This is a genomic window from Neisseria sp. P0008.S010 (assembly GCF_051962715.1).
In the GTDB taxonomy this organism is placed as follows: domain Bacteria; phylum Pseudomonadota; class Gammaproteobacteria; order Burkholderiales; family Neisseriaceae; genus Neisseria; species Neisseria elongata.
In genome coordinates, this window is record NZ_JBQCVA010000032.1 from 1 (window position 1) to 26401 (window position 26401).

Genomic DNA, 26401 nt, shown 5'->3' on the forward strand with positions numbered 1-26401 from the left:
AGAATTAAGGGGGTATTTGGGTAAAATTAGGAGCAATTAGGGGCGAAAACGGCCGAAAACCTGTGTTTGGGTTTCGGTTGTTGGAGGAAAAGAAATTTTGCAAAGGTCTCGGCCTGATATTGCAACAGGCAGGGCAAGGCGGCTTGGCTGTCCGGCAACTACCCGATTTGCGCGAATATTGCTTCGGCGGCTTTGAAGGCGAGTTTACCCATGTGCTGCACCAAAAGCTGGCCAAACAAAACGGTTTTCCCGATGCGGCAGCTTTTCAGACGGCCTTCCGCCGTGCGGATCGGCATTTGCTGGCTGAATCCGTGGCGGCAGTCGATCCTCTGGCTTTGGCGGAAAACGAGGAACGATTTACCGCCCGCACCAGACGGGCCCTTGAACAAATCGCCCGTGAAAGTGCGGGCTGCCGCCGCGTATTGGCAGTGTCGCACGGCATGACGATTACGGCGATTTTGAAAAGCATAGACCCCAAAGCAATCGAATACCGCAGCGTACCCAATGTTTCGGTATCGCGCCTGATTCTTTCAGACGGCCTCTGGCGCATCGAAAGCATCGGGGAGGCAGAATAAGTAGGTTATACTAGGAATTCGATTATAATTGTATGTTTAAAAATTATTTTCCATCCCTTTAAAACCATCAATAAAAGTTCCCGTTCTACTTCCGATTGCAAAGAAAAAGTAAAAATAACGGAAAATAGTTATGCGAAGTGAATTTTTGCTTGCAGCTTTTGATTAAAACACATACCATTTAATTCATAACAAATGACTGTTTTCCCTTTGCGAAGGAAATTTTTATGGGTATTTCTAAACACCGTTCGATCAACATCAGCCTGCTGCAGGCGCGCGATGCCCTTTCATCCTACTTTCGCCCCGTTTTGAACGAGGCGGGCATTACCGACCAACAGTGGCGCATCATCCGCCTGTTGGCGGAAAACGGCACTTTGGATTTTCAGGATTTGGCAGATCAGGCCTGCATACTGCGCCCCAGCCTGACCGGCATTTTGACACGGCTGGAAAAAGCACGCCTGCTGGTGCGGATGAAACCATCCAACGACCAACGCAGGGTTTTTTTGAAGCTGACCGACGAAGGCGCGGACATGTACGAAAAAACCTGTTCGGCAATCGATGCCTGCTATGACGACATCGAAAACAAAATGACACGCGAAAAAATGGACAAACTGCTCGAATTGCTTCATGAATTAAGCACATTGAAACAACGGGAGTCCGAAGCCGAATAACAGGCCGGACAAAACCACACCGAAGCGGCAGTGTCGGGTAGAATACCCGCCTGCCGCGTCTTTACGTCCGGCCGTCTGAAACACCCGCACGATACCGTAATCCGACAAAACTTATGCCGCACACCCTCCAACTCCCCTTTCGCGACGCCATGGCCGCCTGCGCCTCTGGCGTACACGTCATCACCACTGACGGCACGGCCGGACGCTACGGCATCACCATGACCGCCGTTACCGCCGTTACCGACGAACCGCCCACCGTCATGCTGTGCATCAACCGCCAATCAGCCATCGTGCCCGTTTTATTGGAAAACCGCGCCGTCTGCATCAACGTGCTCGCTGCCGGACAGCAAGACGTGGCCGAACATTTCGCCGGCATGACCAAACTCTCGCCCGAAGAACGTTTCGAATACCACATCTGGCACAGGGGGCGCAACGGCCAGCTTCAAGTAGAAGGCGCGCTGGCACACCTGCACGGCACCCTCACCACACAAAGCGAAATCGGCACCCACTGGGTATTCATGGTGGAAATCGACGAAATCGCCGTCCACGACGGCAAAACCACCCACGGCCCGGCACTGGTTTATTTCAGACGGCGTTTCGGCAGCCTGGCCTGACGGCTGTCATACCGACATCAAAGGCCGTCTGAAAACACTCGGACAACCAAACGTACCACGATAAAGGAATACTGATGGACACATTAAACGAAATACTCGACTACAACCGAAACTTCGTCGAGTCCGGTGAATACGCCCAATTCTTCAGCAACAAATATCCCGAACGCGGCCTCGCCATCCTTTCCTGCATGGACACCCGCCTGTCCGAACTGCTGCCGCGCGCCCTCGGGCTGAAAAACGGCGATGCTAAACTGATCAAAAACGCCGGCGCACTGGTAACCCACCCATGGGGCTCAGTAATGCGCAGCCTGCTGATAGCCGTATTCGAACTGCGGGTAACCGAAATCATGGTCATCGCCCACTACGACTGCGGCATGCGCGGCATGAATCCCGACGCATTTTTGAATAAAACCGGCGAATTCGGCATATCCGAGGACCGCATCGACACTCTGCGCAACGCCGGCATCGACCTTGACAACTGGCTCACCGGCTTTACCGACGTGGAAGACAGCGTGCGCCACACCGTCGGCATGATACGCCGCCATCCCCTGATGCCCGACTACATCCCCGTGCACGGCCTCGTCATCCACCCCACCACAGGCAAACTCACCCTCATTGTGGACGGCAAAGCCGAATGTACGGTGAACCCGGCATGAGTACGCGCATCGGCCTTTTTGGCGGCACCTTCGACCCGATACACAAAGGGCACACCCGCATCGCCCGCGCATTCGCCGACGAACTCAAACTCGACAGCGTCATCTTCCTCCCTGCAGGCGACCCCTACCACAAAGACGGCGCGCAAACCCCTGCCGAACACCGCCTGGCCATGACCGAACTGGCTGCGGCGGCCGACCCCCGCTTTGCCGTCAGCGACTGCGACATCGTGCGCGGCGGTGCCACCTACACCTTCGACACCGTACAGATTTTCCGCCAGCAATTTCCCACGGCCGAACTGTGGTGGCTGCTGGGCATGGACAGCCTGCTCAAACTGCACACCTGGAAAAAATGGCAGACACTGGTCCGCCAAACCAACATCGCCGTTGCCAACCGAAACGGCGGCAGCCTCGCACAAGCCCCGCGCGAACTGCACGGCTGGCTGGGCGAAGCACTGCAAAACGGTTCGCTGCACCTGCTCCAAGCCCCGCTGCTCGACATCAGCTCCAGCGACATCAGAGGCCGTCTGAAAAACGGCTTAGATGCGGCGGAAATGCTGGACGGAAACGTTTGGCACTATATCCGCAAACACAAACTCTACGCCGAATAAAAACAACCGAGGCCGTCTGAAACCCGCAACGCTCGTTTCAGACGGCCTCATTTGCCGACCCCTAGTCAATCACATGGTATATCTCATCCTGTCGCCGCTGCTCAGCCTCGCTCTTCTCTCCGGCATGACCGTCTCCCTGGCCAACAAAAACAGCAACAACAAAGAACGCTATGTCATTTTGATGTGGCTGTGTTTTTTGCTTGCCCCTTCTCTTGGCGGCCTGGCCGCCTTCCTGCCGCGCGCGACGTATTTCGATTTCAGTCTGTTCATCGGCATCACCATCGCATCGTGGCCTTTCGGCTGCCTCCCCGCATCCGTAACCGCCGTGCTTACCGCCGCCCTCAAACTACACCGCAATCCGCAAGGCGTTGTAACCATGACCTTTATTGGCAGCGTATGCGGCTTATTGTTCGGGATACTGAATGCCGATATTGTCGGCATTCCACTCTCGGGCACCACCCTTGCGGGCACAATAGCGGCTTTTGCCTTCTCTTGCCTGTTGCCGAAAGAAAGGCCGTCTGAAAACGAACGTAGTGAGTTTCTGCGAAGCTAAAACGAACGCAGTGGGTTTCTGCGGAACTAAAACGAACGCAGCGAATTTCGTTTCTAAGAAGCTCATCCGCCATGTTCGTTTTTAGACGGCCTTGGTTTATACTTCGCTCCTTTATCCGCTTTCCCGCTGGAGGCCGTCTGAAACGGCTTTTGCGGCATCCAAACCATGAACCTACTCTCCCTGCTCGGCAAAGTCGGCAGCATGACCATGCTATCGCGCATACTCGGCTTTGTCCGCGACATGATTATCGCGCGGGTATTCGGTGCGGGCGATGCGACCGATGCCTTTTTCACCGCCTTCAAACTGCCCAACCTGCTACGGCGCATCTTTGCCGAAGGCGCGTTCGCCCAAGCCTTCGTGCCGATACTGGCGGAATACAAGCAAACCAAATCGCCCGAAGCCACGCGCGAATTCGTCCGCCACATCGCGGGAATGCTGACCTTCGTGCTCACCGTTGTAACCGCAATCGGCGTGTTGGCCGCACCGTGGATTATTCATGCCACGGCGACAGGTTTTGCCAACAAGCCCGACAAGCTCGCACTCTCCGCCGACCTGCTGCGGATAATGTTCCCCTATATCCTGTTGATTTCTCTGTCGTCGTTTGTCGGCTCGATACTCAACACCTACCACAAGTTCCAAATCCCCGCCTTCACGCCGGTACTGCTGAACCTGTCGTTCATCGGTTTCGCCCTGTTCCTCGTGCCCTACTTCGACCCGCCGATTACCGCGCTGGCGTGGGCGGTGTTTGTCGGCGGCGTGTTGCAGCTCGTATTCCAACTGCCCTGGCTGGCCAAACAAGGATTTCTCAACCTGCCCAAGCTGGACTTTAAAAATTCGGCGGTAAACCGCGTCATCAAACAAATGATGCCTGCCGTATTCGCCGCCAGCGTGACGCAGATTTCGCTGGTCATCAACACCATCTTCGCGTCCTACCTGCAAAGCGGCAGCATCACATGGATGTATTACGCCGACCGCATGACCGAACTGCCCACCGGCGTACTCGGCGTCGCGCTCGGCACGATACTGCTGCCCACGCTGTCGAAACACGCCGGCGGCCGCAACCCGCGCGAATTCTCCAAGCTGCTCGACTGGGGACTGCGCCTGTGCTGCCTGCTGGCCGCGCCCGCCGCGCTGGGGCTGTCCATGCTCTCCTTCCCGCTGATTGCCACCATGTTCATGAACAAGGGCTTCACCCTGAACGACGCAGTGATGACGAAAAACGCGCTGATTGCCTGCTCCTTCTGCGTGGTCGGCCAAATTATGATTAAAGTGCTTGCACCCGCCTTCTACGCCCAGCAAAACATCAAAACGCCGGTCAAAGTGGCCGTATTCTCACTGATTGTGACCCAACTGATGAACATCGCCTTCATCGTACCGCTGAAACACGTCGGCCTGTCGCTGTCGGTCGGACTGGGCGCATGCCTGAACGCCGCGCTGCTGCTCACGCTGCTCCGACTGAAAGGCCTCTACCAACCCGACGCGGGCTGGCGGCGTTTCCTGACCAAACTCGCCATCGCGCTGGCCGTCATGTGCTTCGGCCTGTGGGCGGCGCAATCCTTCATGCCCATGCAGTGGACGGACATCCGCGGCTGGCAGAAGGCTTTGCAACTGGGCTGGCTGGTGCTTCTGGGCATCACGCTGTACTTCACCTCGCTCGCCCTTTTGGGCTTCCGCCCGCGCGACTTCAAACGTTCGGAGGTTTAAACCGGAAGGCCGTCTGAAAATATCCCGCGCGGCGCAAACGTGTTTCAAACAAAGTAAAAAACCGTTCAGCCGCTTTCAGACGGCCTCGGAGGCACGGATAATCAGGCTTCCTCCGACTTTCAAACCGCAGTGCCACACAGGCGGCGATAAAAATCCCGTCCTGCGGGAGCCGTACCGAAAAGGATTTTTGATGAAAACCGCCCTCCGATTTCTAACCGCCGCCACCGCCTTGATGCTGTCGGCACAGGCCTTCGCACAAACCCCGCCTCCCGGCGTTTACATGACCATGGGTTCGCAGCTTATCGGCATCCTGACCGACGGCAGCTATTGTATGGTCGTCCAAAACGACGTCAAAAACGGCGGCTGGCAGGAAACGCCAAACAGCCTGCAACTGGACGACGGCAAAACCGTCATCGCCGACAACGGCAGCGGCGGCTACACCATCAATGGCAAACCGGCGATGCTGATGAACGGCGGCAACACCGCCGGCATGTGCGCCTCCATCAAGGAACATGCCGAAGAAAAACGGCGCGACCGCTAATCAACCCACAAGCAAATCCTCCGGCTTTCCAATACAAAAAGGCCGTCTGAAAACCCTTTTTCCGGTTTTCAGACGGCCTTTTTAATTTTCGGCGTTACCGCTTATTCGATGACTACCCGTGCATTCAGCGGCTGTACGGGGCGGTTGTTTTCCGAACCGACGGCGCGGGTGAATTTTTCCGCTTGCGCCTGGTCGATGTGATCATAAGTTTTCAACACCAACCATGATACACCCTCTGTGCACGGCGGCGTGGTCAGCGAACCGGCAAAGCGGTAGTATTTCAACCGTTTCGGCAGCAGGGTGGATGCGTCGAACGGTTGGTCGAGCTTCACTTTTCCTGCGGTCATCGGCATGACGTTCCAGATGGAAGACAGTCGGTCGTTGGTTTTGCCGGCCTCATACAGCACGGCCAACACCAAAGGCTGTTTGTTTTCGTCTAAGTGGACGAAGTGGGCTTCCATCGGGAAAGTACGGCCTTTGATTTGGTTTTCGCTCGGCACGTGGAAGTGGAACTGTTTCAAGGTGTAGGTGCGGCCGTTCACGGTCAGGGTGTTGCCGCCTTCGGGATAATTGACTTGGATGGTATGGCCGTTGTTTTCCACGTCAACCGTACTCGGTTTGTAATTGACTTTGATGGCGGGCAGTTTGCCGGAAACGGTTTCGGTAATGTTTACCGGAGATTGGTTTTTGCCTGTAGAACACAAACGGAACTCTTCAGACAGATTGCCCCAGCTTTCGGGAGAGTCGTGTCCAGTATAGCCCCAATGGGTATGGTCGCCGTGTGCGGCGGCGAAGAAAGCGGTACAGGCCGACAGGAGGATGGAGGTCAGACGCGGTAAATTACGGGGGAAGCAAGGCATTGCAATATCCTTTCTGTTAAGGAGTGGAAAAAAGCGTTGCGGTGCGTATGTAAATATTTTTATTTTTTATTAGAAGATAGCTATATCAAATGGTTCGGTCAAGTTTCCCCATCCTTCAAACCATTAGTGTAATGAAGTTAAAGCGAATTCATTTCCCCGCCAATCCCTACTTTCTTGATCCCGATTTAACACACTTACCATAATCTTCCGCCTGCGGCCCAGCAAACATAAAAAGGCCGTCTGAAAAATCCGTTTGCCGTTTGGCAAAACTGTTTTTCAGACGGCCCAATCATAACGGGAGCCTTGCTCCCGCTTTGCAGCAACCGCGTTTCAGACGGCCTCTTCCGCCGCTTCCCCCGTATCGTTGCCGAAGCGTTTCAAACCGCCGCCGAGTGCTTTGTAGAGGTCGGCCATGTTTTCCAGCCGCGTCAGACTGCTGGCCAACAGCGCGCTGTCGGCGGCATAGCTGCTGCGTTCGGCATCGAGCAGGTCGAGCGCGCTGGAAACGCCGTGCTTGTAGCGCAGTTGAATCAGGCGCAGTTGGTCGGCGTAAGCCTTGCTCTGTTTGGCTTTGGCGGCATGGGCTTTTTCCAGCTGCTCGCGTGCCACCAATGCGTCGGCCACGTCCCTGAACGCACTTTGTACCGCCGCTTCATAGTTCACAACCTGAATCTGCTGACGGATTTTCGCCGCATCAAGGCTGGCTTTCAACGCGCCCCAAGTGAAAATCGGAATATTGATTGAAGGTGCGAACGCCCAAGTGCCGTTGCCGGATTTGAACAGGTTGTTCAATTCGTTGGAAGCCGATCCGACGCTGCCTGTGAGGGTGATGCTCGGGAAGAATGCGGCGCGGGCGGCACCGATATTGGCATTGGCCTGTTTCAGCGAGTGTTCGGCGGCGCGGATGTCGGGGCGGTTGAGCAACACGTCGGATGTCAGGCCTGCGGGCAGGCGGCTGACTTTAAACTGACGCGACAGCGGCAATCCTGCCGGCAAATCGTCCGGAAGGGGTTGGTTAATCAGCACGGACAAGGCGTTGCGCGCCTGCTCGCGGTTTTTCACGGCCGTTTCGTAATCGGCCTGTGCGGAGGCAATCAAGGCCTCCTGTTGGCGCAAATCAACGGCGGAAATCACTCCCGCTTTGTGTTTCAACTGGCTCAGGCGGTAGGTTTGCTCGCGGGTTTTCAAAACGTTTTGCGCCAGTTTCATTGCTTCTTCGGCGTAGCGTTCGTTGAAATAGGCTTTGGCCACGGAAGCGACAATGGTCAGGTGGACGGCATCGCGGGCGGCGGTGCTGTTGAAGTAGCTTTCCAACGCGGCACGGTTGTTGCTGCGCGCTTTGCCGAAGAGGTCGAGTTCGTATGCCGATACGCCGAGGCCGACGCTGTACGATTCGGTGATGGCGGCACGGCCTCCCGCAAGGTCGGCTGCGGTACGCTGGCGCGCCCCGTTGCCGTTAGCCGCCAGCGTCGGGAAGAGGTTGGCGCGCGTGATGCGGTATTGCTCGCGCAGTGCTTCGGCGTTGAGCGCGGCGGTACGCAGGTCGGTATTGCGTTCCAGCGCGATTTCAATCAGGCGGTGCAGGCGCGGGTCGGCAAAATAATCCTGCCAGCCCAATGAGGCCGCCTGAATGCTGTTTTGCGCCTTATCGTATTTGAACGTTTCCGACACCGCGACCTGCGGCTGTTCGTATTTCGGAATCATGGTGCAGCCGGACAATGCGGCGGCAACGGCGGCCGCACTCAAAAGGGGTTTGAAAAAATTTTGTTTCATGTTTGGTCCTTGTTGTTTTTCAGACGGCCTCCCTATGCGTTCGGAGGCCGTCTGAAAAGCCGGTGGTTTATTCGCCGTGCATTGGCAGGGCAGGCTGTTGCGGTTGTTGCGGCTGCTTGCCTTTGAACAGCTTGCGTATTACCACATAGAACAGCGGCACGAGGAAGACCGACAGGATGGTGCCGACCAACATGCCCGACAATACGGAAGTACCGATGGCGCGCTGGCTGGCCGAGCTTGCGCCCGAAGCGAAGAACAGCGGTACCACGCCCAAAATAAAGGCGAAGGAAGTCATGATAATCGGACGGAAACGCAGATGCGCCGCCTGAAGTGCCGATTTCACCGCATCCATGCCCTGCTCTTGCAGGTCTTTGGCAAATTCGATAATCAGAATGGCGTTTTTCGCGATCAAACCAATCACAGTAATCAGGCCGACTCGGAAATAGATATCGTCCAAATATTGCGGCGGCACGCCGAACAGGGCGAGGAAGCCGTTGCGGCCTGTGATGCCCAGCACCACGCCGAGGAAGCCCAGCGGCACGACCAAAATCACGGAGAGCGGAATCGACCAGCTTTCATACAGTGCGGCCAACACGAGGAAGACGGCCAAAATCGCCAAGCCGTAAACCAGATAGGTTTGTGAGCTGCCTTTGGCTTCTTCACGCGACTGCCCACCCCATTCCAAGCTGTAGCCGCCTTCGAGTTCATCCACCAACCTTTTCACTTCGGCCATTGCCTGTCCGGTGGAGTAGCCGTTGGCGGTCGCACCTTCCAGTTTCATGGCCGGATAGCCGTTGAAGCGCACACTCTGCTCCATGCCGTTTTCCCATTTCGCGGTAGCGATGGTGGACAGCGGCACAGCAACGCCCGATTTGTTCGGCACGGTCAGCGCGAGGATGTCTTCCGGCTGCATACGCGACTGTGCGTCGGCTTGGACGATTACACGCTGTAGGCGGCCGTTATTCGGGAAATCGTTGATATACGAAGAACTCAATGCCGTTCCCAAAACGCTGCGTATGGACGAGAAATCAATACCTTGAGCCGCTGCGGCCTGACGGTCGATTTCCAGCTTGAGCTGCGGTGCGTCTTCCAAACCGGAGGCGCGGATGTTTGCACTGTCGAACATCGGGTTTTGGCGCATTTTGGCAATCAGTTCGTTGCGCTTGGCCAGTAATGCGGCATGGCCGCTGTTGTTACGGTCTTGCAGATAGAATTCAAAACCCGAACTGGTACCCAATTCCATGATGGCAGGCGGATTGATGGCAATACCGAAACCGTCTTTAATGCTGCCCATCATCGCGCCGGTGAGTTTACCGGACACGGCAGCCGCGCTGCTGGCAGGGTCAGTCCTTTCGGACCAGTCTTTCAGCGTAATGAAGCCGAAACCCATGTTCTGACCCGAACCGGCAAAGCTGAAGCCGGACACGCCGAGGAAGCTTTCCACTTCCGGCATTTTGGTGATGATTGCGTTGGCAGTGGCCAAAGTCGCATCGGTACGCTCTTTGGTCGCACCGGCCGGAAGCTGGACCATCATCATCAGGCTGCCTTGGTCTTCCTGCGGCAGGAAGGAATCCGGGATGTTTTTGTACAGCAGCCCGGCCACGCCGCCCAATGCCGCATACACCACCAGCATCGGCACCGCGTGCTTCAACACTTTAGCCACGACGCTTTCGTATTTGTGCGTGCCTTTGCTGAAAGTGCGGTTAAACCAGCCGAAGAAGCCTTTTTTCTCTTCATGATGCCCTTTCGGAATCGGTTTGAGCAGGGTGGCGCACAAGGCGGGGGTCAGCGACAGGGCGAAGAAAGCCGAGAAGGTAATCGCTATCGCCATGGTGGCGGCGAACTGGGTATAAATCTTGCCGCTCGCGCCTGTAAAGAACAGCAGCGGCACAAACACGGAAATCAACACGGCGGTGATACCGATAACCGCGCCGGAAATCTGCGACATGGCTTTTTTCGTCGCCTCTTTCGGCGGCAGCCCTTCCTCGCTCATAATCCTTTCCACGTTTTCCACCACCACAATCGCATCGTCCACGACGATACCGATCACCAGCACCATGGCGAACATGGTCAGCACGTTAATCGACATACCGAGATATTGCAGGCAGGCAAACGCGCCCAGCAGCGAAATCGGTACGACAATGGTCGGAATCAGGGTATAGCGGATGTTTTGCAGGAAGAGGAACATCACGACAAACACCAGCAAAATTGCCTCGGCCAGCGTCTGCACCACTTTTTTAATCGAGATGGAAACGAATTTCGAGCTGTCGTAAGGTGCATCCCACTTCATGTCGCCGGGGAAGAATTTCTGCAATTCGTCCATCCGTTCGCGCACGGCGGCGGCAGTGGCCATCGCGTTACCCTTGTTGGACAGCATGACGGCCATACCGACGGCCGGCTTGCCGTTCAGTCGGGTGGAAGTGGCATATTCCTGGCTGCCCAATTCGACACGCGCCACGTCTTTCAGATAGACGTTGGAACCGTCAGTGTTTGCACGGACGATGATGTTGCCGAATTCCTCAGCCGTTTTCAGCTGGCCTTCCGCCGTGATGGTGGCGGTAATGGTCTGTCCGGGCACATTCGGCAGGTCGCCGAGCGAACCGGCGGAGATTTGGGCGTTTTGTGCCGAGATGGCAGACGAAACTTCAGCCATGGAGAGGTTGTAGTTCTGCAGCTTTTTCGGATCCACCCAAACCCGCATCGCACGTTGCGAACCGAACAGGCGGGCTTCGCCGACGCCGTCGATGCGTTGGATTTCGGGCTTGATATTACGCTCCACATAGTCGGCGATTTCTTCCGTACCGATGGTGTCGGACGACATCATCAACACCATCAGGAAGTTGGAGCGCGATTTAGACACGGTTACACCGTTTTGCTGCACGGTAGCGGGCAGCATCGCGGTTACTTCCGACAGTTTGTTCTGCACCTCGACTTGGGCAAAACTCTCGTCGGTTTCCGGTGTAAAGGTCAGGCTGACCGTGCCGCCGCCGCTGGATGTGGCGTTGGTGGTCATGTAGTCCAAACCTTCCACGCCGTTCATGTTCCGTTCGATGACGGACAGCACGCTGTCTTCCATCACTTGTGCCGACGCGCCGGGATAGACGGCAGTCAGTGTGATGGTGGGCGCGCCCACCGACGGATATTGCGACACCGGCAGCGAACGGATGCCGATGACGCCCGCCAGTATGATAAATATCGCGATTACCCACGCGAAAATGGGGCGGTCGATAAAAAACTTAGCCATATGCGCTGTTCCTTATTTGGATTTGGCTTCGGAAGCGGATTTGGCTTCGGGTTTGACCTCTGAGGCCGTCTGAACGTCGGTTTTCGGCTCGGAGGCGGAAGACTGGGGGGCGGAAGCGGCGGCGGACTGAGGTGCGGCAGGGGTAGTGGCGGCTTCGGCAGGCGGCGTCCATTCTTTCGTCGTAACCGTTTTCACGCCGGTCTGCGCAGCCATCATGCCGGCAATGGTGGTACCGGCGACAACAACCTTGTCTCCCGCATTCAGGCCGGAAGTAATCACCCAGTTATTACCCTGCTGCGCCGCCACGGTTACCGGGCGCGGCTCCATTTCGTTTTTCGCGTTCACCACGAGTACGGTGTCCTGCTGTCCGCGCGTTACCGCCTGCTGCGGCACGACATAGGCGTTCGGCACGACAGACTGCGACATCACGGCGCGGATGTAAAGGTTGGGCAACAAGACGTTTTGCGGATTGGGCACGACCACGCGCAGTTTCACCTGCCCCGTGGTTTCGCTGACGGTGGTATCGGCAAACATCAAAAAGCCTTTTTGCGGATAAACCGTGCCGTCTTCCAGTTTGATGTCCACTTCGATACGGCCGTCGACGGCTTTCAGACGGCCGTCTGCAATCTGCTGGCGCAGCTTCATGATTTCATTGGCCGATTGGGTTACGTTGGCATACATCGGATCGGTTTGTTTGATGTTGGCCATCGCCGTGGCATCGCTTGCGCCGACCAGTGCGCCTTCGGAAACATTAGACTGGCCGATAAAGCCGGAAATCGGCGCGGTGATGCGGGAATAGTTCACATTGATTTGCGCCGACTTGATGGCCGCCCTGGCTGCTTTCACACCGGCTTCGGCAGAACGTTTTCCGGTAACGGCGGCATCATATTCCTGCTTGCTGATGGCATCGGCTTCTACCAGCGGGCGGTAGCGTGCCAGGTCGGCATTGGCTTTGGCAAGCGTCGCTTCGGCCGAAGCCAGTTGGGCGCGCGCACTTTCCAGCGAGGCGACATAAGTCGCGTCTTCCAGCTGATACAGCGGCTGGCCTTCGCGCACATAACTGCCCTCTTGGAACAGGCGGCGTTTAACGATACCGCCCACCTGCGGGCGCACGTCGGCGGAACGCACGGCCTCCAGACGGCCGGGCAGTTCGACGCTCAAGGCCACATCCTGCGGCTCTACGGTAACCACTTCGACCACGGGCGAGGGAGCCTGCTTTTGTTGCGCGCCGCCCTGTTTTTGCCCCGCAGCCGCCTGACCGCCGTCTTTGCCGCCGCAGGCGGCCAAAGCCAAAGCGGTGGCAGCAGCCAAAACAGCCAACCTTGCCGTGTGCGCGGAAAATTTCTGCATCATATCGTTTCCTGTATAAATTCTGTTCAAACCTGCACCAAATCAGGCCGTCTGAATGTTCAGACGGCCTAATCCGCTCTTTTTATGACAACTTGAAGCCGCGCATTATACATACAATGCTGAATGTAAGTAAATTGAATCTTATAATGCGCGGAATTTTTTTACTTATTCCGTTTCACAAACCATGAGAAAAACCAAGGCCGAAGCCCAAAAAACCCGCGAGCAGCTGTTGCAGTCCGCCCTCGACACCTTTTTCCTCCATGGCGTGGCGAAAACCCCGCTTCAAGCCATCGCCCGCAATGCAGGTGTAACGCGCGGCGCGCTTTACTGGCATTTCAAAAACAAGGAAGAACTGTTTGAAGAACTGTTCCGGCAAACCTTCGAAGACTTCAGCACCACATTTTCAGACGGCCTCAAAAAAGCCGACAAACAAGGCCTGAAACAACTGCTGAACAGCATCTTCGCCCACATCAAACACGACGAGCTGCACTACAAACTCTTCGTCATCACCCATTTGAAATGCGAATATACGGAAGAAAACAAAGCCATCATGGCCGTACAGAAAAAATACATTGCCCTGTGGGAAGAGCAGCTGCGCGAAATCGTCCTCCGCTGCACCGCCCGCAACGAACTGCCCGGCGACCTCCACATCGACCTGGCCATCACCTACCTGCGCGCCACCATCTGCGGCCTGATGGAAATGTGGCTGCACGAAGACGACCTGGATTTGGAAGCCGTCGTCCCGCCGATTATCGACACCGCCATCTACACCCTGCAACACAGCCCGACCCTGCGCCTGCCCAAGCCGAACAGCGCGAAGTACGCCGAAAAAACCGCAGAGGCCGTCTGAAAAAGGCCGTCTGAAACACAGTTTCAACGGAATGAAAACAAACACCGCAGGTTTGCACGCAGCCAAACCCAGGTTTCCATTAGAAGCAGACCCCGCAACCGACCCAAGCCAAATCCCTTTCCCCGCTGAAACACCCTCCCGCAAACCGTAACCTGAAACGAGGACAACCTGATGACACACCCCGACAGACCCCGCCTGATTCAAGTGCAAAACCGCAGGATGCTGGGCAAAAACATGTGCCGCATCACCTTTTCCGGCCCCGAACTGGCCGACTACCCCTGCGAAAGCAACGGCGTACCGTTCAAACTGTTGCTGCCCCGAAGCGGGCAGGCCGAGCCGCAAATGCCCGAAGGCTTTGAAAACGGCCGTCCGAAATGGCGCGACCCGTCGGCCAAACCTTACAGCCGCACCTACACCGTCCGCCGCTTCGATGCCGGCAAATGCCTGCTGGAAGTCGATTTCGTCCTCCACGGCGACAACGGCCCGGCCGCCGCCTTCGCCGCCCGCGCCCTGCCCGGCCAAACAGTCGGCATCACCGCCCCCAAACGCGGCAGCATCCTGAAACCGGCTGCATACTACCTGCTGGCAGGCGACCTGACCGCCCTGCCCGCCATCGCCGCTATGCTCGAACAAATGCCGTCTGAAGCACGCGGGCAGGTATTCCTGCTGCTGCCCGACCCCGCCGACCTGCCGGACGACTTCCGACACCCGCCCGGCATCACCGTCCGCACCTTTATCGGCGGATTCGAGCAAAATGCCGCCATCGTCGAAGCCGTCGGACAGGCCGAACCGGAAAACGCCGACTGCTACGTCTGGTTTGCCGCCGAAGCCGAACTGGTGGCCGCGCTGCGCCCCATTGCCCGCCAAACTTGGAAACTGCCGCCTGCCCGCTGCTATGCCGTCCCCTATTGGCGGCAGGGCGAGGCCGAAGAAGCCTACCACCAAAAACGGCACGCCTTCGTTGACGGCGATGCGGAAAACCCGCAGCAATAGCCTTTTCCCGCACAAACCCCTATCATAACGGCCGACAACCACTACGCGGCCCGCCGCATGAAAGCCCGTACCGCACCAGCCTCTTCCCCGTTCCGGACATGGTTGAAAGCCCGCCCGCCGAAGCGGTAGAATCGGACAAGCAGCGGAAGCGGTTCCCCTTCCGCCAACGCCCATCCCAACGATACAAAGGAAAAAAATCATGGCAGTCAATTACCGGGAAACCCCCGCCGGCCAACTCCAAGCCATCGACGGCATCCGCCTCTTCGTCGGACAGGCGGGCATCAAAAAACCGCAACACGACGACCTCTCACTGATGCTGCTCTCCGACGGCAGCACAGTCGGCGCGGTGTTTACCCAAAACCGCTTCTGCGCCGCACCCGTGCGCATCTGCAAACAACACCTGTTCGATGCAGACGGCGTACGCGCCCTCGTCATCAACACCGGCAACGCCAACGCGGGAACGGGCGAAGAAGGCCACGACCTCGCCATGGCCGTCTGCGAAGCGGCGGCCGAACAGGCAGGCTGCGCCCTGACCCAAGTCCTCCCCTTCTCCACCGGCGTCATCCTCGAACCCCTGCCCGCCGACAAAATTATTGCCGCCCTGCCCAAACTGCGCCCGGCCGGCTGGGCGGATGCGGCGCGCGCCATCATGACCACCGACACCGTCCCCAAATCCGCATCGCGCGAAGGCAAAGTCGGCGAAAAACACACCGTCCGCGCCACCGGCATCGCCAAAGGCTCCGGCATGATTCATCCCAACATGGCGACCATGCTCGGCTTCATCGCCACCGATGCCAAAGTTTCCCAACCCGTCCTCCAGCTGATGACGCAGGAAATCGCCGACGACACCTTCAACAGCATCACCGTGGACGGCGACACCAGCACCAACGACAGCTTCGTCATCATCGCCACCGGCAAAAACGGCCAAAGCGAAATCGACAACATCGCCGACCCGCGCTACAAACAGCTCAAAGACCTGCTCTGCGGCCTCGCCCTCGAACTCGCCCAAGCCATCGTCCGCGACGGCGAAGGCGCGACCAAATTCATTACCATCGAAGTCTGCAACGCCGAAAGCCGCGACGAAGCACGCCGGGCCGCCTATGCCGTCGCCCGCTCCCCCCTGGTCAAAACCGCCTTCTTCGCCTCCGACCCCAACCTCGGCCGCCTGCTGGCCGCCGTCGGCTGTTCCGGCGTCGATTTGGACTGCAACACCCTGAAAATGTGGCTCAACGGCGTATTGGTGGCGGAAAAAGGCGGCCGCGCCGCCGGCTACACCGAAGAACAGGGTCAGGCCGTCATGAACGAAAACGAAATCACCGTCCGCATCGACCTGCAACGCGGCCGCGAACAGGCCACCGTCTACACCTGCGACCTCTCGCACGAATACGTTTCCATCAACGCCGACTACCGTTCGTAAACCGCAAAGGCCGTCTGAAACCGGCTTTCAGACGGCCTCTTCCCCACCCTGTCAGGAAACCCGATGACGCCGGACGAACTGCCGCACCACCTCGACCCCTACCTTGCCGAACTGCAAAGGCAGGGCAAATCCGAGCACACGCTGGCCGCCTACCGCCGCGATTTGACCCAGCTCTTCAACCTGCTGCCCGAACACGGCCAATCCGTCGGCCGCAACGACTTCGTCGCCGTCCTGAAAAAACTGTCGCAACAAAACCAATCCGAACGCAGCCTTGCCCGCAAACTTTCCGCCTGGCGGCAATACTGCGCCTTCCTCATGCGGCAAAAGCTGCTCGACGCCGACCCGACAGTCCGCCTGAAAGCACCGAAAGCCCCCGAACGGCTGCCGAAAGCCGTGGATGCCGAACCGCTCAACCGCCTGCTCGACCACGCGCCCGCAGAAAACGGCCTCGACGTGCGCGATTTGGCCATATTCGAACTGCTCTACGGCAGCGGCCTGCGCGTGGCTGAAGTGCACGGCCTGAATACGGACGACATCCTGCTCGACGAAGGCTGGGTGGAAGTGCGCGGCAAAGGCGGCAAACACCGCCAAGTGCCGCTGGGCAGCCGCAGCGTTTCCGCCCTGCGCGCCTACCTGCCGCAACGCATCGCGCAAAGCGGCGAAACCGCCCTGTTCACCGGCCACACGGGCAAACGGCTGGGCATCCGCCAAATCCAAAACCGCCTGCGCGACTGGGCGGTAAAAAACGGCAGCCCGCAACACCTCAGCCCGCACATGATGCGCCACAGCTACGCCAGCCATCTGCTGCAATCCTCCGGCGACATCCGCGCCATACAGGAGCTGCTCGGCCACAGCAACCTGTCCGCCACCCAGATTTACACCAAACTCGATTTCGACCGCCTAGCGCAAGTGTACGACCGCGCCCATCCAAGGGCGAAACGGAAGAAAGACGGCGGATAAACCCGTCTGCTGCCCCCGCCCGCACCGCCTGTTCAGACGGCCCCAACATTCTGAAAACCAACTTTTCCATTCAAACAAAGCGCGCAATGCCGTTCACGCCTCATTCAAAAGCAAAAAATTCCGATGCCGCCGCTTCCCCCGCACGCGGATAACCGCAGGCTTCCGGTTTCGCCGGAAAAAAAGCCCCGCCGTACCCGCAACGGGAAAAGGCCGTCTGAAAAACCTCAAAACGTTTTTTCAGACGGCCTTTTATCTGTCCGTATCCGCATCTAACGCGTCGCCGCGCATTCGCCGTTCTCAAACACCAACACCTTCTCCGGCCAGCGCAACGCCGCCAGCCTGAACTGTTCGGGACGGTATTTCTGCGGGAATTTCCTTGCCCGCCAGCTTGCGCCAATCGAGAAATCGACGCAGAACACGTTGCGCCGCGCCCCGTGCCAGACATCCGGCTGCGGCGGCAGCAACAGCCGTTCGGCGGCAACGGTAGCGGGAGACGGCTGCCAACTGCGCCAATAATGGCCGATAACGACGGGCGTATCGTCACAGTAGTCGTCCCACCACGCGCAACGGGTCGTACCGCGCCAACGTCCGCCGGCGTAAAACGGCTCGTCCGCCAAACGCTCCACGCCGCTGGTGAGGGCGCGTATCGGATGCAGGCGGCTGCGTTCGAGTTCGTATCGCGCCGTGGCGGGCATGGGCGGCGGCGCATGGTCGGGATTTTCCGCCTGCGGGACATAATGCGCCTGTTCGTAGAGGTAGTCGGGATACCAAGAGGCCGTCTGAAGGCGGTGTTTCAACTCGGCATCGAAGCGGCGGTATTGCGCGGTCAGGCTTTCGCCCTTTGCTTCTTCGAGGCGTTCGATTTGCGGCGGCAGCCAGGCGGCGTGGACGATGCGCAGGTCTTCGCGCTCTATCAGCAGGGGCTGTTCGGCCAGCCATGCGCGCAATTCGGTTTTCTCTTTTTCTTCCACGCAATGCCACGGCGCGTAATGGGCGTCTTTTTCGGCGCGGACATCAAAAAACCAGCCGGAACCGTCTTTCGGGTCGTCGGCAAGAATGTTCAATTCGTGGTTGCCCAAAACCATCCATGCCCATCCGTGTTCGTAAGCCTGTTTGAACCACGCCAGCATCGCGGGGCTGTCGGGGCCGCGGTCGCACAAATCGCCGACGAACACCAGCCGCCGCTCGTGCGGATGGAAACCGTCGTCGCGGTAGCCGAGCCGGTGCAGCAGCGATTGAAAGGCGGCAAATTCGCCGTGAACGTCGCCGACGATGTCCAGCGGCGTATCGGGCAGGGATTGGCGGTATTGATAGGACATGATGGTGAAAGGTCGTCTGAAAAGTGTGCCGTCGGTGTTTTCAGACGACCTCAGGCAGTTTCAAGAAGTTTTCGCGGTAGTAACGCATTTCCTCGATGCTTTCGAGAATATCGTCCAAAGCCTGATGCGAGCCGCGTTTCACCACGCCTTTGGCAACGGGCGGATTCCAACGTTTGGCGAGTTCTTTCAGGGTGGACACGTCCAGATTGCGGTAGTGGAAATACGCTTCGAGGCGCGGCATGTATTTGACCATGAAGCGGCGGTCTTGATGGATGGAATTGCCGCACATCGGCGTGGCTTTTTCGGGAATCCATTGCGCGATAAAGTCGAGCAGTTTCTGCTCAACTTCGGCTTCGGACAGCCGCGATTCGCGCACGCGCTGCGTCAGCCCCGTTCGACCGTGGGTGGCGGTGTTCCAGGCGTCCATGCCGTCGAGCAGTTCGTCACTTTGGTGGACGACATAAACTTCGGACTGCGCCAAGACGTTCAAATCGGAGTCGGTGATAATCATGGCGACTTCGATGATGCGTTCGCGTTCGGGGTCAAGCCCGGTCATTTCCATATCGAGCCAGCAGAGGTTGCTTGCGTTTTGAGTCATTTCAGACGGCCTTTTGAATGGGAAAGCGGCGGATTATAAAGGATATGCCCGATTTGGAAAGGCCGTCTGAAACGGGCTTCGGCAATGTCGGAACCTGTTTTTCAGACGGCCTATCCGCATCAGGCATCCAATACGAATTCGCGCGGGAAGGTTTTTTCGCAGTAATGGCATTTGAGCTTGGTCTGGCTGCCTTGGCCGCGGATGGAAAAGCGGCTTTTCACCGGTTCGCCGTGGCTGGCGCAGTTGGCATTGGGGCAGCGGAACACTTCGGCGATTTCGTCGGGCAGGGTCAGGCGGCGTTTGGCCACCACTTTGAAATCGGCGATGGTATTGACGGTGGCTTCGGGCGCGAAGAGGGCGAGGCGGTTGGCGGCTTCATCGTCGAACGCCACGCCGGAAATTTTGATGATGTCTTTGCTGCCTTGGGTTTTGCTCGGCAGGTTGAAGCCGACGGTTACGGCGCTGCCGTAATGCAGCAGTTTGAACTGGCGCAGGATGGTCAATCCCAGCCCGGCAGGGATGTGGTCGATGACGGTGCCTTTTTCGATGGCTTCGACGCTGAGTTTAGGGGTTTCCATATTTGCTCCTTACACTTCTTCGTTCAACACCAGCGATAAAATCGCCATGCGGGCGTAAACGCCGTTGGTCGCCTGCTCGAAATAGTAGGCGTGCGGCGTGGCATCGACGTCGGGGTGGATTTCGTCAACGCGCGGCAGGGGGTGCAGCACGCGCAGGTTGGGGCGTGCGTTGGCGAGCATGGCGGCGTTGAGGTTGAATTTGCCTTGGATTTTGGCGAACTCTTGTTCGTCGAAGCGTTCGCGTTGGACGCGGGTCATGTACAGGATGTCCGCCCATTCGACGGCGGTTTCGAGGTCGGGCAGGATTTGGTAGCGGCAGCCTGCGGCTTCGAGTTCTTCGGTGATGTATTCGGGCATGGCGAGGCTGGGCGGGGAGACGAAGGCAAATTCGCAGTCCCAGCGTTTGAGGGCTTGGCAGAGGGAATGGACGGTGCGGCCGTATTTGAGGTCGCCCGCCATGGCGATTTTGAGCTTGTTCAGACGACCTTGGGTTTCGTAGATGGTCACGAGGTCGAGCAGGGTTTGGCTGGGGTGTTGGTTGGTGCCGTCGCCGGCGTTGATGACGGGGACTTTGGAAAACTCGGCGGACACGCGCGCGGCGCCGTCTTTGGGGTGGCGTTGGATGATGGCGTCGGTGTAGCTGGAGATGATGCGGGCGGTGTCGGCGAGGGTTTCGCCTTTTTTCGCGCTGGTGTTCGCGCCGTCGGCAAAGCCGATGACTTTGCCGCCCAAGCGTTGTACGGCGGTTTCAAACGACAGGCGCGTGCGGGTGGAGGGTTCGAAAAAACATGAGCCGATGAGTTTGCCTTCGAGCAGGTCGTCGCGCGGGTGCTCTTTCAGCTTCAAGGCCGTCTGAAGCAGCAGTTCGAGCTGTTCGGTGGTCAGGTCGGAAATGGAAATGACGTGTTGTCGGTAAAGCGGGTTGGGCATTCGGTTTCCTTTCTTCATTCGGCAAAAACCCCGCGAAGGCGGGGTTTTGCGAAACAACGGCAGACAATGACGGATGCGCCGCGGCATGCGGCCCGGAAAGGGCGGGTGGAAAATGCGGGGCGGGCCATGTGTTGCCTCTAATCGGTAGGACGGGGCGATTATCGCATATTTGCCTTTTCGGGGTTGGGATTTTCAGGCTGGGGCCGTCTGAAAATGTGTAAAATGCCGTTTTCCCAGACTGTGTCCCTGCCCGCAAAATGAAATTCAAAACCCCGCCCGTCAATGCCAAACTGATTGCCATGCTGCCGTCGCTGGTGAGTACCGGCATCATCGCCTATCTGGTTTACCGCTTCCGCCTGGAATCGGTTACGATTCCGTTGGTGCTGGGCGTGATTGCGGGCGGCCTGGTCGATTTGGACAACGTATTGTCAGGCCGTCTGAAAAATACGGCGGTGTCGCTGGCGGCCTTTGCCGTGTCCTCGCTGGCGGTGCAGGCCGCGCTGGGGCGGCCCGGGGTGTTTCTGGCGGTGATGGCCCTGCTGGCCTTCGTTTTCACCATGATCGGCGCGGTCGGCCTGCGCTACCGCACCATCTCCTTCGGCACGCTGGCGGTGGCGGTGTACACCACGCTGACCTACAACCCCGCCCATCCGGCCGCCTGGTACGTCAATCCGCTGATGATTTTGTGCGGCGCGTCGCTTTACAACGCGGTTACCCTGCTGCTGCACATCCTGCTGCCGCACCGCCCGGTGCAGGAAGCCGTGGCCGAAGCCTATTCCGCACTGGGTGCGTATCTCGATGCCAAAGCCGTTTTTTTCGACCCCGACGAAACAGACGGCCTGGAGCAGCGTCAAATCGACCTGGCCATGAAAAACAGCCGCGTCATCGACACTTTCAACCTCTGCCGCAGCGCGCTGTTCTACCGCATACGCGGCCAGCACCGCCATCCGCGCACCACCCGTATGCTGCGTTATTACTTCGCCGCCCAAGACATCCACGAACGCGCCAGTTCCAGCCACATACACTACCGCGCCATGGCGGACAAACTGAAAAACAGCGACCTGATTTTCCGCTTCCTGCGCCTGATGGAATTACAGGCACAGGCCTGCCGCGACATCGCCGACAGCCTGAAAAACGGCCGGGTTTATGAAGACGACCCGCGTCTGGCACGGGCGCGCAAAGGCCTGAGGCAGTCGGTGGCACATTATGCCGAACTCCACCGCGACGCGGCCGAACTGCCGCAACTGCAACGGCTGGCCGCCAACCTGCAAAGCATCAACTACCAGCTCTCCCACCTCGAAAGCGGCCTGACCGAAGAACAAGGCGGCGACCTGCGCATCGCCCACCACGATTCGGCCAAACTGAAAGACGCCTTCAAAAGCATCCGCCGCCAGCTCACCCCCGAAGCCCCCACCTTCCGCCACGCCGTCCGCATGGCGATACTGGTGCTCTTCTGCGGCCTCGTAGTGGAAACCCTGCAACTGAACTTCGGCTATTGGATACTGCTGACCGCCGTATTCGTCTGCCAACCCAACCACTCCGCCACCCAAAGCCGTCTGAAACAACGCATCGCCGGCACACTGGCGGGCGTACTCGTCGGCTCACTCCTGCCCTACTTCACCCAGTCGCTTGAAGCCAAACTGATGGTATTGACCGCCGGCGTGGCATTATTTTTCCTCTTCCGCGCCAACAAATACAGCTACTCCACCTTCTTCATCACCATCCAAGCCCTCACCGGCTTTTCCATCGCCGGCTTCGACATCGCCCAAGCCCTGCCGATGCGCATGGCCGACACCGTCGTCGGCTGCCTGCTCGCCTGGGCGGCAGTGTCCTACATCTGGCCCGACTGGCACTACCTGCAACTGGGCAAAACCGGCGCAGCCGCCATCGCCGCCGACGCGGGCTACCTGCGCGGCATCCTCGACAGCCTGAAAAGCGGCGGCGGCGAAGACGTCGCCTACCGCAGCGCGCGCCGCCTGAGCCACGAACGCGCCGCCGCCCTCTCCAGCACACTGTCCGACATGTCGGGCGAACCGTCCAAATACGGCAGCCGCCTTTCAGACGGCTTCCAACTGCTGAAAATCAACTATTCCCTCATCGGCTACATCTCCGCCCTCGGCGCATACCGCTCCACCATCCGCCGCGACGACGAACACCAACCCTTCCTGCAGCAATACTTCCCCGCCGCCTACCACCTCTGCGACCTGCTCGAAGCCGTGCCGGAACTGGGCAAAACCGACTTCCAAGCCCGTCTCGCCGACGTACAGGCCGAACTGGAACAGCTGCACCCGCACGACGGCCGCGAACAAAACAGCCTGCTGTGGCAGCAGCTTTCCGCCACCGCCGCCCTGCTCGAACCCGCCCATTCCGCCCTGCACGGCCCATCGGCCGCCACAGCTGCGACCGGAAACAACAGCGGCAACCCAAGCGGCCAAACCCTTGAGCACAGCGCAGACACCGAAGACGGTCGGCAAACCGCACCGCAAGAAACGCCGAAGGCCGAACCGGAAAACCCTTGAGCCAACGCGCATAACGACAGCGCGAAACCATCCGCCTGCGGCACATAATCGGCAGTGCGATCAAATCCAAATGCCGCAGAAACGGCAGGCGCAGGGCGTAAATTGATTCACCCCGGCAGATTGTTGCCATCGGCAGAAAGGCCGTCTGAAAAACCAACCTAGTTTCAGACGGCCTCCCTATCCCTTTGAGGCCGTCTGAAAACGGCGTAACGTTTTTTTCAGACGGCCTTTGACATCTTCCCGCCTATTCGCGGTGATACGGATGGTGGTTCAGAATCGACACCGCGCGGTAAAGCTGCTCGGTCAGCAGCACGCGCACCATGCCGTGCGGCAGGGTGAGGCTGGAGAGGCGCAGCATCATTTTCGCCCGCTGTTTGAGCGCGTCGGTCATGCCGTCCGCCCCGCCGATTACGAAGCAGACGTGCTCGCCCTGCAACTGCCAGTCTTTCAGATGTGCCGCCAATTCGAGCGAAGTCGGTGCTTTGCCGCGTTCGTCCAGTACCACCAGATACGCGCCCTCCGGCACGGCCTCCACAATCCGTTTTTCCTCCGCCGCCATGCCCTGCGCGGCATTTACGCCCGCGCCGCGTTTTTCCGGCTTGATTTCCTTCAAGGCATACTGAATGTCGCGGCCGAAGCGTTTGGCGTATTCGTTTACCGCCTCGTCCACCCAGCGCGGCATTTTCGTGCCGACGGCCAATACGGTGATGTTCATGCTGTTTCCCTTTCAATCGAAACCGTGTTTTCAGACGGCCTATTCAAACAAACGCCCCTGCGCCAGCAATTCGCGCACGGGGGCGAAACCCGCCCTATGTTCCGGCAGCGCGCCGTATTGTTTCAGGGCGACCAGGTGCGCCGCCGTGCCATAGCCTTTGTGTTTTTCGAAACCGTATTGCGGATAGCGTTCGGCCAAGGCGTACATTTCCGCGTCGCGGGCGGTTTTGGCCAGTATCGATGCGGCGGATATGGCGGCGATTTTGTCGTCGCCCTTCACCACGGCTTCCGCTTCGACGGCCAAACCTTCGGGCACGCGGTTGCCGTCTATCCATACTTTCTGCGGCGGTACGGCCAAACCTTCCACCGCGCGGCGCATGGCCAGCATTGCGGCGTGCAGGATGTTCAGCTCGGCAATTTCGGCCACGTCGGCCGAAGCCACGCACCAAGCCACTGACTGCCGCCGGATTTCTTCCGCCAGCGCGTCGCGCTTTTTCTCGCTGAGTTTTTTCGAGTCGGCCAAACCGGCCAAATCGTAATCGGGCGGAAGAATCACGGCGGCGGCAAATACGCTGCCGGCCAACGGCCCGCGCCCCGCTTCGTCCACACCCGCTTCCAGTCGTCCGTCCATTGCCTGATCCGTCCCGTCTTGATAAAACGCGCAAGCATAAAGCAGCGGCGCGCGTGCTTCAACTTTTTCCCGCCGTTCCGCCTTGCCCGCCCTGTTTTCAGACGGCCTTTTCCGGCTTGGGTAAGAATGCGGATACAGTCCGTCTGCGGTGACGGTTTGCCGGATATTTGACTATAATCCGCCCTTTTCCGTTTCCACCGTATTTCCAATATGTTCCACATCGGCCCCTACAGCATCATCACGCCCGTCGCCCTCGCGCCGATGGCAGGCATTACCGACAAACCGTTCCGACGGCTGGCCCGCCGTTTCGGCGCGGGTTACGCCGTCAGTGAGATGCTGGCCAGCGACCCTTCGCTGCGCCACACCAAAAAAAGCCTGTCGCGCGGCGATTTCGACGGCGAAGACGGCCTGAGGGCGGTGCAGATTGCGGGCAGCGACCCGCAACAAATGGCCGAGGCCGCACGCTACAATATGGAAAACGGCGCGCAGATTATCGACATCAACATGGGCTGCCCGGTAAAAAAAGTCTGCAACGTGCTGGCGGGCAGCGCATTGCTGCAAAACGAAAAACTGGTGGACGACATCCTATGCGCGGTGGTGTCGGCGGTGGACGTTCCCGTCACGCTGAAAACCCGCCTCGGTTTTGCCGAAAACAATAAAAACATCCGCACGGTGGCCAAAATGGCCGAACAGGCAGGCATCGCCGCACTTGCCGTCCACGGCCGCACCCGTGAGCAAATGTACAAAGGGCAGGCCTCTTACGACCTGATTGGCGAAGTCAAACACGACATTTCGATACCGCTGTGGGTAAACGGCGACATCACCACCCCGCAAAAAGCCGCCGAGGTTTTACGGCAGACGGGGGCGGACGGCGTGATGATCGGGCGCGGCGCGCAAGGCCGGCCCTGGCTGTTTGCAGACATCGCTCATTTCCTGCAGCACGGCAGCCCGTCCGCACCCGTCACCTTTCAGACGGCCTCCGCCGCCATGTTGGAACACCTGCGGGAAATGTATGACTTTTACGGCGAAACCGCAGGCCTGCGCATTGCCCGCAAGCACATAGGCTGGTATCTCGCACCGTTTCCCGACGGCGAAGCCTGCCGCAAACACATCAATACCCTCGACTCCGCCGCCGCACAATACGATGCCGTTTCAGCCTTTTTGGAACGGCAGGAGCAGGGCGAATGGCCGTCTGAATGCGCCCAAACCACGCCGCACCAAGATAAAAGGTAAATTTTTTAAATAAGCGGTTTAACAACTATCGCAAACTGCGTTTTTTGCATACAATACCGATTCACTTACGGGGCTGCCGGATACAACGGCGGCAAATATAAAAAAATTCCAATCGAGATTATGCTATGCCCAACAAAATTCCCGATATTGCCAACTGTATCGAGCAAAACCTTCACCAATACTTCCGCACGCTGGACGGCGAACCCGCCTGCAACGTTTACGACATGGTGTTGCGCCAAGTGGAAAAACCGATGCTGGAAACCGTGATGGCGCAGTGCGGCGGCAACCAATCCAGAGCTTCGGCCGTTCTCGGCATCAACCGCAACACGCTGCGTAAAAAACTGCACGAACACGGCTTGCTTTAATCTGCGCCTGAGGGCATATGAGAGGCCGTCTGAAAACCTTTTCCCCACGGAAGGAAGTTTTCAGACGGCCTGAGACCTTTGCAAAATCCCCCTAAAATCTCCTAAATTCCCATCAAGACATTTAGGGGATTTCTCATGAGCACCTTCT

25 protein-coding genes are annotated in these 26401 nt (G+C 58.2%); 15 read left to right on the forward strand and 10 right to left on the reverse strand.

Features of this window, described 5'->3' with window-relative positions; all coding sequences use genetic code 11:
* Nucleotides 1-143: 143 nt before the first annotated feature.
* The 8 genes from ACTHSL_RS08685 to ACTHSL_RS08720 all read left to right on the forward strand — a co-directional run bounded on the left by ACTHSL_RS08685 (nucleotide 144) and on the right by ACTHSL_RS08720 (nucleotide 5919).
* Entirely contained in the window at nucleotides 144-575 is a 432-nt protein-coding gene (locus ACTHSL_RS08685) for a histidine phosphatase family protein (RefSeq protein ID WP_440381090.1), read from the forward strand.
* Nucleotides 576-799: 224 nt separating this feature from the next.
* A complete protein-coding gene (hpaR, locus tag ACTHSL_RS08690; protein ID WP_440381091.1) occupies nucleotides 800-1243 on the forward strand; it encodes a homoprotocatechuate degradation operon regulator HpaR in 444 nt (147 codons plus the stop codon).
* A 113-nt stretch (nucleotides 1244-1356) separates the two neighbouring features.
* The gene (gene hpaC, locus ACTHSL_RS08695; RefSeq protein ID WP_440381092.1) at nucleotides 1357-1857 is read left to right on the forward strand and encodes a 4-hydroxyphenylacetate 3-monooxygenase, reductase component; all 501 of its coding nucleotides are present in this window, start codon (nucleotides 1357-1359) and stop codon (nucleotides 1855-1857) included.
* Between the two features lie 74 nt (nucleotides 1858-1931).
* A complete protein-coding gene (locus ACTHSL_RS08700; RefSeq protein WP_440381093.1) occupies nucleotides 1932-2513 on the forward strand; it encodes a beta-class carbonic anhydrase in 582 nt (193 codons plus the stop codon).
* Nucleotides 2510-3121 carry a nicotinate-nucleotide adenylyltransferase gene (gene nadD / locus ACTHSL_RS08705; RefSeq protein WP_440381110.1) on the forward strand — a complete coding sequence of 204 codons (612 nt, stop codon included), beginning with the start codon at nucleotides 2510-2512 and terminating at the stop codon, nucleotides 3119-3121. The genes ACTHSL_RS08700 and nadD overlap by 4 nt, the downstream gene beginning before the upstream one ends.
* Before the next feature lie 73 nt (nucleotides 3122-3194).
* Nucleotides 3195-3674 (forward strand): hypothetical protein, encoded by a 480-nt coding sequence (locus ACTHSL_RS08710; protein ID WP_440381094.1) that lies wholly within the window; start codon nucleotides 3195-3197, stop codon nucleotides 3672-3674.
* A gap of 165 nt (nucleotides 3675-3839) precedes the next feature.
* Nucleotides 3840-5378 (forward strand): murein biosynthesis integral membrane protein MurJ, encoded by a 1539-nt coding sequence (murJ, locus tag ACTHSL_RS08715; protein WP_440381095.1) that lies wholly within the window; start codon nucleotides 3840-3842, stop codon nucleotides 5376-5378.
* Nucleotides 5379-5568: 190 nt separating this feature from the next.
* Nucleotides 5569-5919, forward strand: coding sequence for a hypothetical protein (locus ACTHSL_RS08720; protein ID WP_440381096.1), 351 nt, complete (start codon nucleotides 5569-5571; stop codon nucleotides 5917-5919).
* Between the two features lie 101 nt (nucleotides 5920-6020).
* Here the strand turns inward: ACTHSL_RS08720 and cah are convergent, their stop codons facing one another.
* From cah to ACTHSL_RS08740, 4 genes are all read right to left on the reverse strand, one after another.
* Complete coding sequence (gene cah, locus ACTHSL_RS08725; RefSeq protein WP_440381097.1) at nucleotides 6021-6779, reverse strand: carbonic anhydrase; 759 nt, start codon at nucleotides 6777-6779, stop codon at nucleotides 6021-6023.
* A 330-nt stretch (nucleotides 6780-7109) separates the two neighbouring features.
* Nucleotides 7110-8552: an efflux transporter outer membrane subunit gene (locus ACTHSL_RS08730; protein ID WP_440381098.1), complete on the reverse strand. Its 1443-nt coding sequence runs from the start codon at nucleotides 8550-8552 to the stop codon at nucleotides 7110-7112.
* Nucleotides 8553-8619: 67 nt separating this feature from the next.
* Nucleotides 8620-11796, reverse strand: coding sequence for an efflux RND transporter permease subunit (locus ACTHSL_RS08735; protein ID WP_440381099.1), 3177 nt, complete (start codon nucleotides 11794-11796; stop codon nucleotides 8620-8622).
* Between the two features lie 12 nt (nucleotides 11797-11808).
* Nucleotides 11809-13146 (reverse strand): efflux RND transporter periplasmic adaptor subunit, encoded by a 1338-nt coding sequence (locus ACTHSL_RS08740; RefSeq protein WP_440381111.1) that lies wholly within the window; start codon nucleotides 13144-13146, stop codon nucleotides 11809-11811.
* A 184-nt stretch (nucleotides 13147-13330) separates the two neighbouring features.
* On the opposite strand from ACTHSL_RS08740, the gene mtrR reads away from it, so the two are divergent.
* The 4 genes from mtrR (at nucleotide 13331) to ACTHSL_RS08760 (ending at nucleotide 17366) form a co-directional block, all read left to right on the forward strand.
* On the forward strand, nucleotides 13331-13996 hold the full coding sequence (gene mtrR / locus ACTHSL_RS08745) for a multidrug efflux system transcriptional repressor MtrR (protein ID WP_440381100.1): 666 nt from the start codon (nucleotides 13331-13333) through the stop codon (nucleotides 13994-13996).
* A gap of 171 nt (nucleotides 13997-14167) precedes the next feature.
* Nucleotides 14168-14989, forward strand: coding sequence for a siderophore-interacting protein (locus ACTHSL_RS08750; RefSeq protein ID WP_440381101.1), 822 nt, complete (start codon nucleotides 14168-14170; stop codon nucleotides 14987-14989).
* Between the two features lie 199 nt (nucleotides 14990-15188).
* Nucleotides 15189-16406 carry a bifunctional glutamate N-acetyltransferase/amino-acid acetyltransferase ArgJ gene (argJ, locus tag ACTHSL_RS08755; RefSeq protein ID WP_440381102.1) on the forward strand — a complete coding sequence of 406 codons (1218 nt, stop codon included), beginning with the start codon at nucleotides 15189-15191 and terminating at the stop codon, nucleotides 16404-16406.
* Nucleotides 16407-16469: 63 nt separating this feature from the next.
* A complete protein-coding gene (locus ACTHSL_RS08760; RefSeq protein ID WP_440381103.1) occupies nucleotides 16470-17366 on the forward strand; it encodes a tyrosine-type recombinase/integrase in 897 nt (298 codons plus the stop codon).
* A gap of 269 nt (nucleotides 17367-17635) precedes the next feature.
* Here the strand turns inward: ACTHSL_RS08760 and ACTHSL_RS08765 are convergent, their stop codons facing one another.
* The 4 genes from ACTHSL_RS08765 to pyrB all read right to left on the reverse strand — a co-directional run bounded on the left by ACTHSL_RS08765 (nucleotide 17636) and on the right by pyrB (nucleotide 20791).
* Entirely contained in the window at nucleotides 17636-18685 is a 1050-nt protein-coding gene (locus ACTHSL_RS08765) for a metallophosphoesterase (protein WP_440381104.1), read from the reverse strand.
* Between the two features lie 40 nt (nucleotides 18686-18725).
* Nucleotides 18726-19283, reverse strand: coding sequence for an oligoribonuclease (gene orn / locus ACTHSL_RS08770; RefSeq protein WP_070602713.1), 558 nt, complete (start codon nucleotides 19281-19283; stop codon nucleotides 18726-18728).
* 119 nt (nucleotides 19284-19402) lie between these two features.
* On the reverse strand, nucleotides 19403-19861 hold the full coding sequence (gene pyrI, locus ACTHSL_RS08775) for an aspartate carbamoyltransferase regulatory subunit (RefSeq protein ID WP_440381105.1): 459 nt from the start codon (nucleotides 19859-19861) through the stop codon (nucleotides 19403-19405).
* Between the two features lie 9 nt (nucleotides 19862-19870).
* Nucleotides 19871-20791, reverse strand: coding sequence for an aspartate carbamoyltransferase (gene pyrB, locus ACTHSL_RS08780; RefSeq protein WP_440381106.1), 921 nt, complete (start codon nucleotides 20789-20791; stop codon nucleotides 19871-19873).
* Between the two features lie 257 nt (nucleotides 20792-21048).
* On the opposite strand from pyrB, the gene yccS reads away from it, so the two are divergent.
* Entirely contained in the window at nucleotides 21049-23310 is a 2262-nt protein-coding gene (gene yccS / locus ACTHSL_RS08785; protein WP_440381107.1) for a YccS family putative transporter, read from the forward strand.
* Between the two features lie 244 nt (nucleotides 23311-23554).
* On the opposite strand, the gene rlmH is transcribed toward yccS, so the two are convergent.
* Together rlmH and rnhB are read right to left on the reverse strand one after the other, a co-directional pair.
* Entirely contained in the window at nucleotides 23555-24025 is a 471-nt protein-coding gene (gene rlmH / locus ACTHSL_RS08790) for a 23S rRNA (pseudouridine(1915)-N(3))-methyltransferase RlmH (protein WP_049248865.1), read from the reverse strand.
* Between the two features lie 39 nt (nucleotides 24026-24064).
* On the reverse strand, nucleotides 24065-24655 hold the full coding sequence (gene rnhB, locus ACTHSL_RS08795; protein ID WP_440381108.1) for a ribonuclease HII: 591 nt from the start codon (nucleotides 24653-24655) through the stop codon (nucleotides 24065-24067).
* A gap of 210 nt (nucleotides 24656-24865) precedes the next feature.
* On the opposite strand from rnhB, the gene dusB reads away from it, so the two are divergent.
* Together dusB and ACTHSL_RS08805 are read left to right on the forward strand one after the other, a co-directional pair.
* Nucleotides 24866-25888 (forward strand): tRNA dihydrouridine synthase DusB, encoded by a 1023-nt coding sequence (gene dusB, locus ACTHSL_RS08800; protein ID WP_440381109.1) that lies wholly within the window; start codon nucleotides 24866-24868, stop codon nucleotides 25886-25888.
* 125 nt (nucleotides 25889-26013) lie between these two features.
* Entirely contained in the window at nucleotides 26014-26253 is a 240-nt protein-coding gene (locus tag ACTHSL_RS08805) for a Fis family transcriptional regulator (protein ID WP_003769720.1), read from the forward strand.
* Nucleotides 26254-26401: the final 148 nt, after the last annotated feature.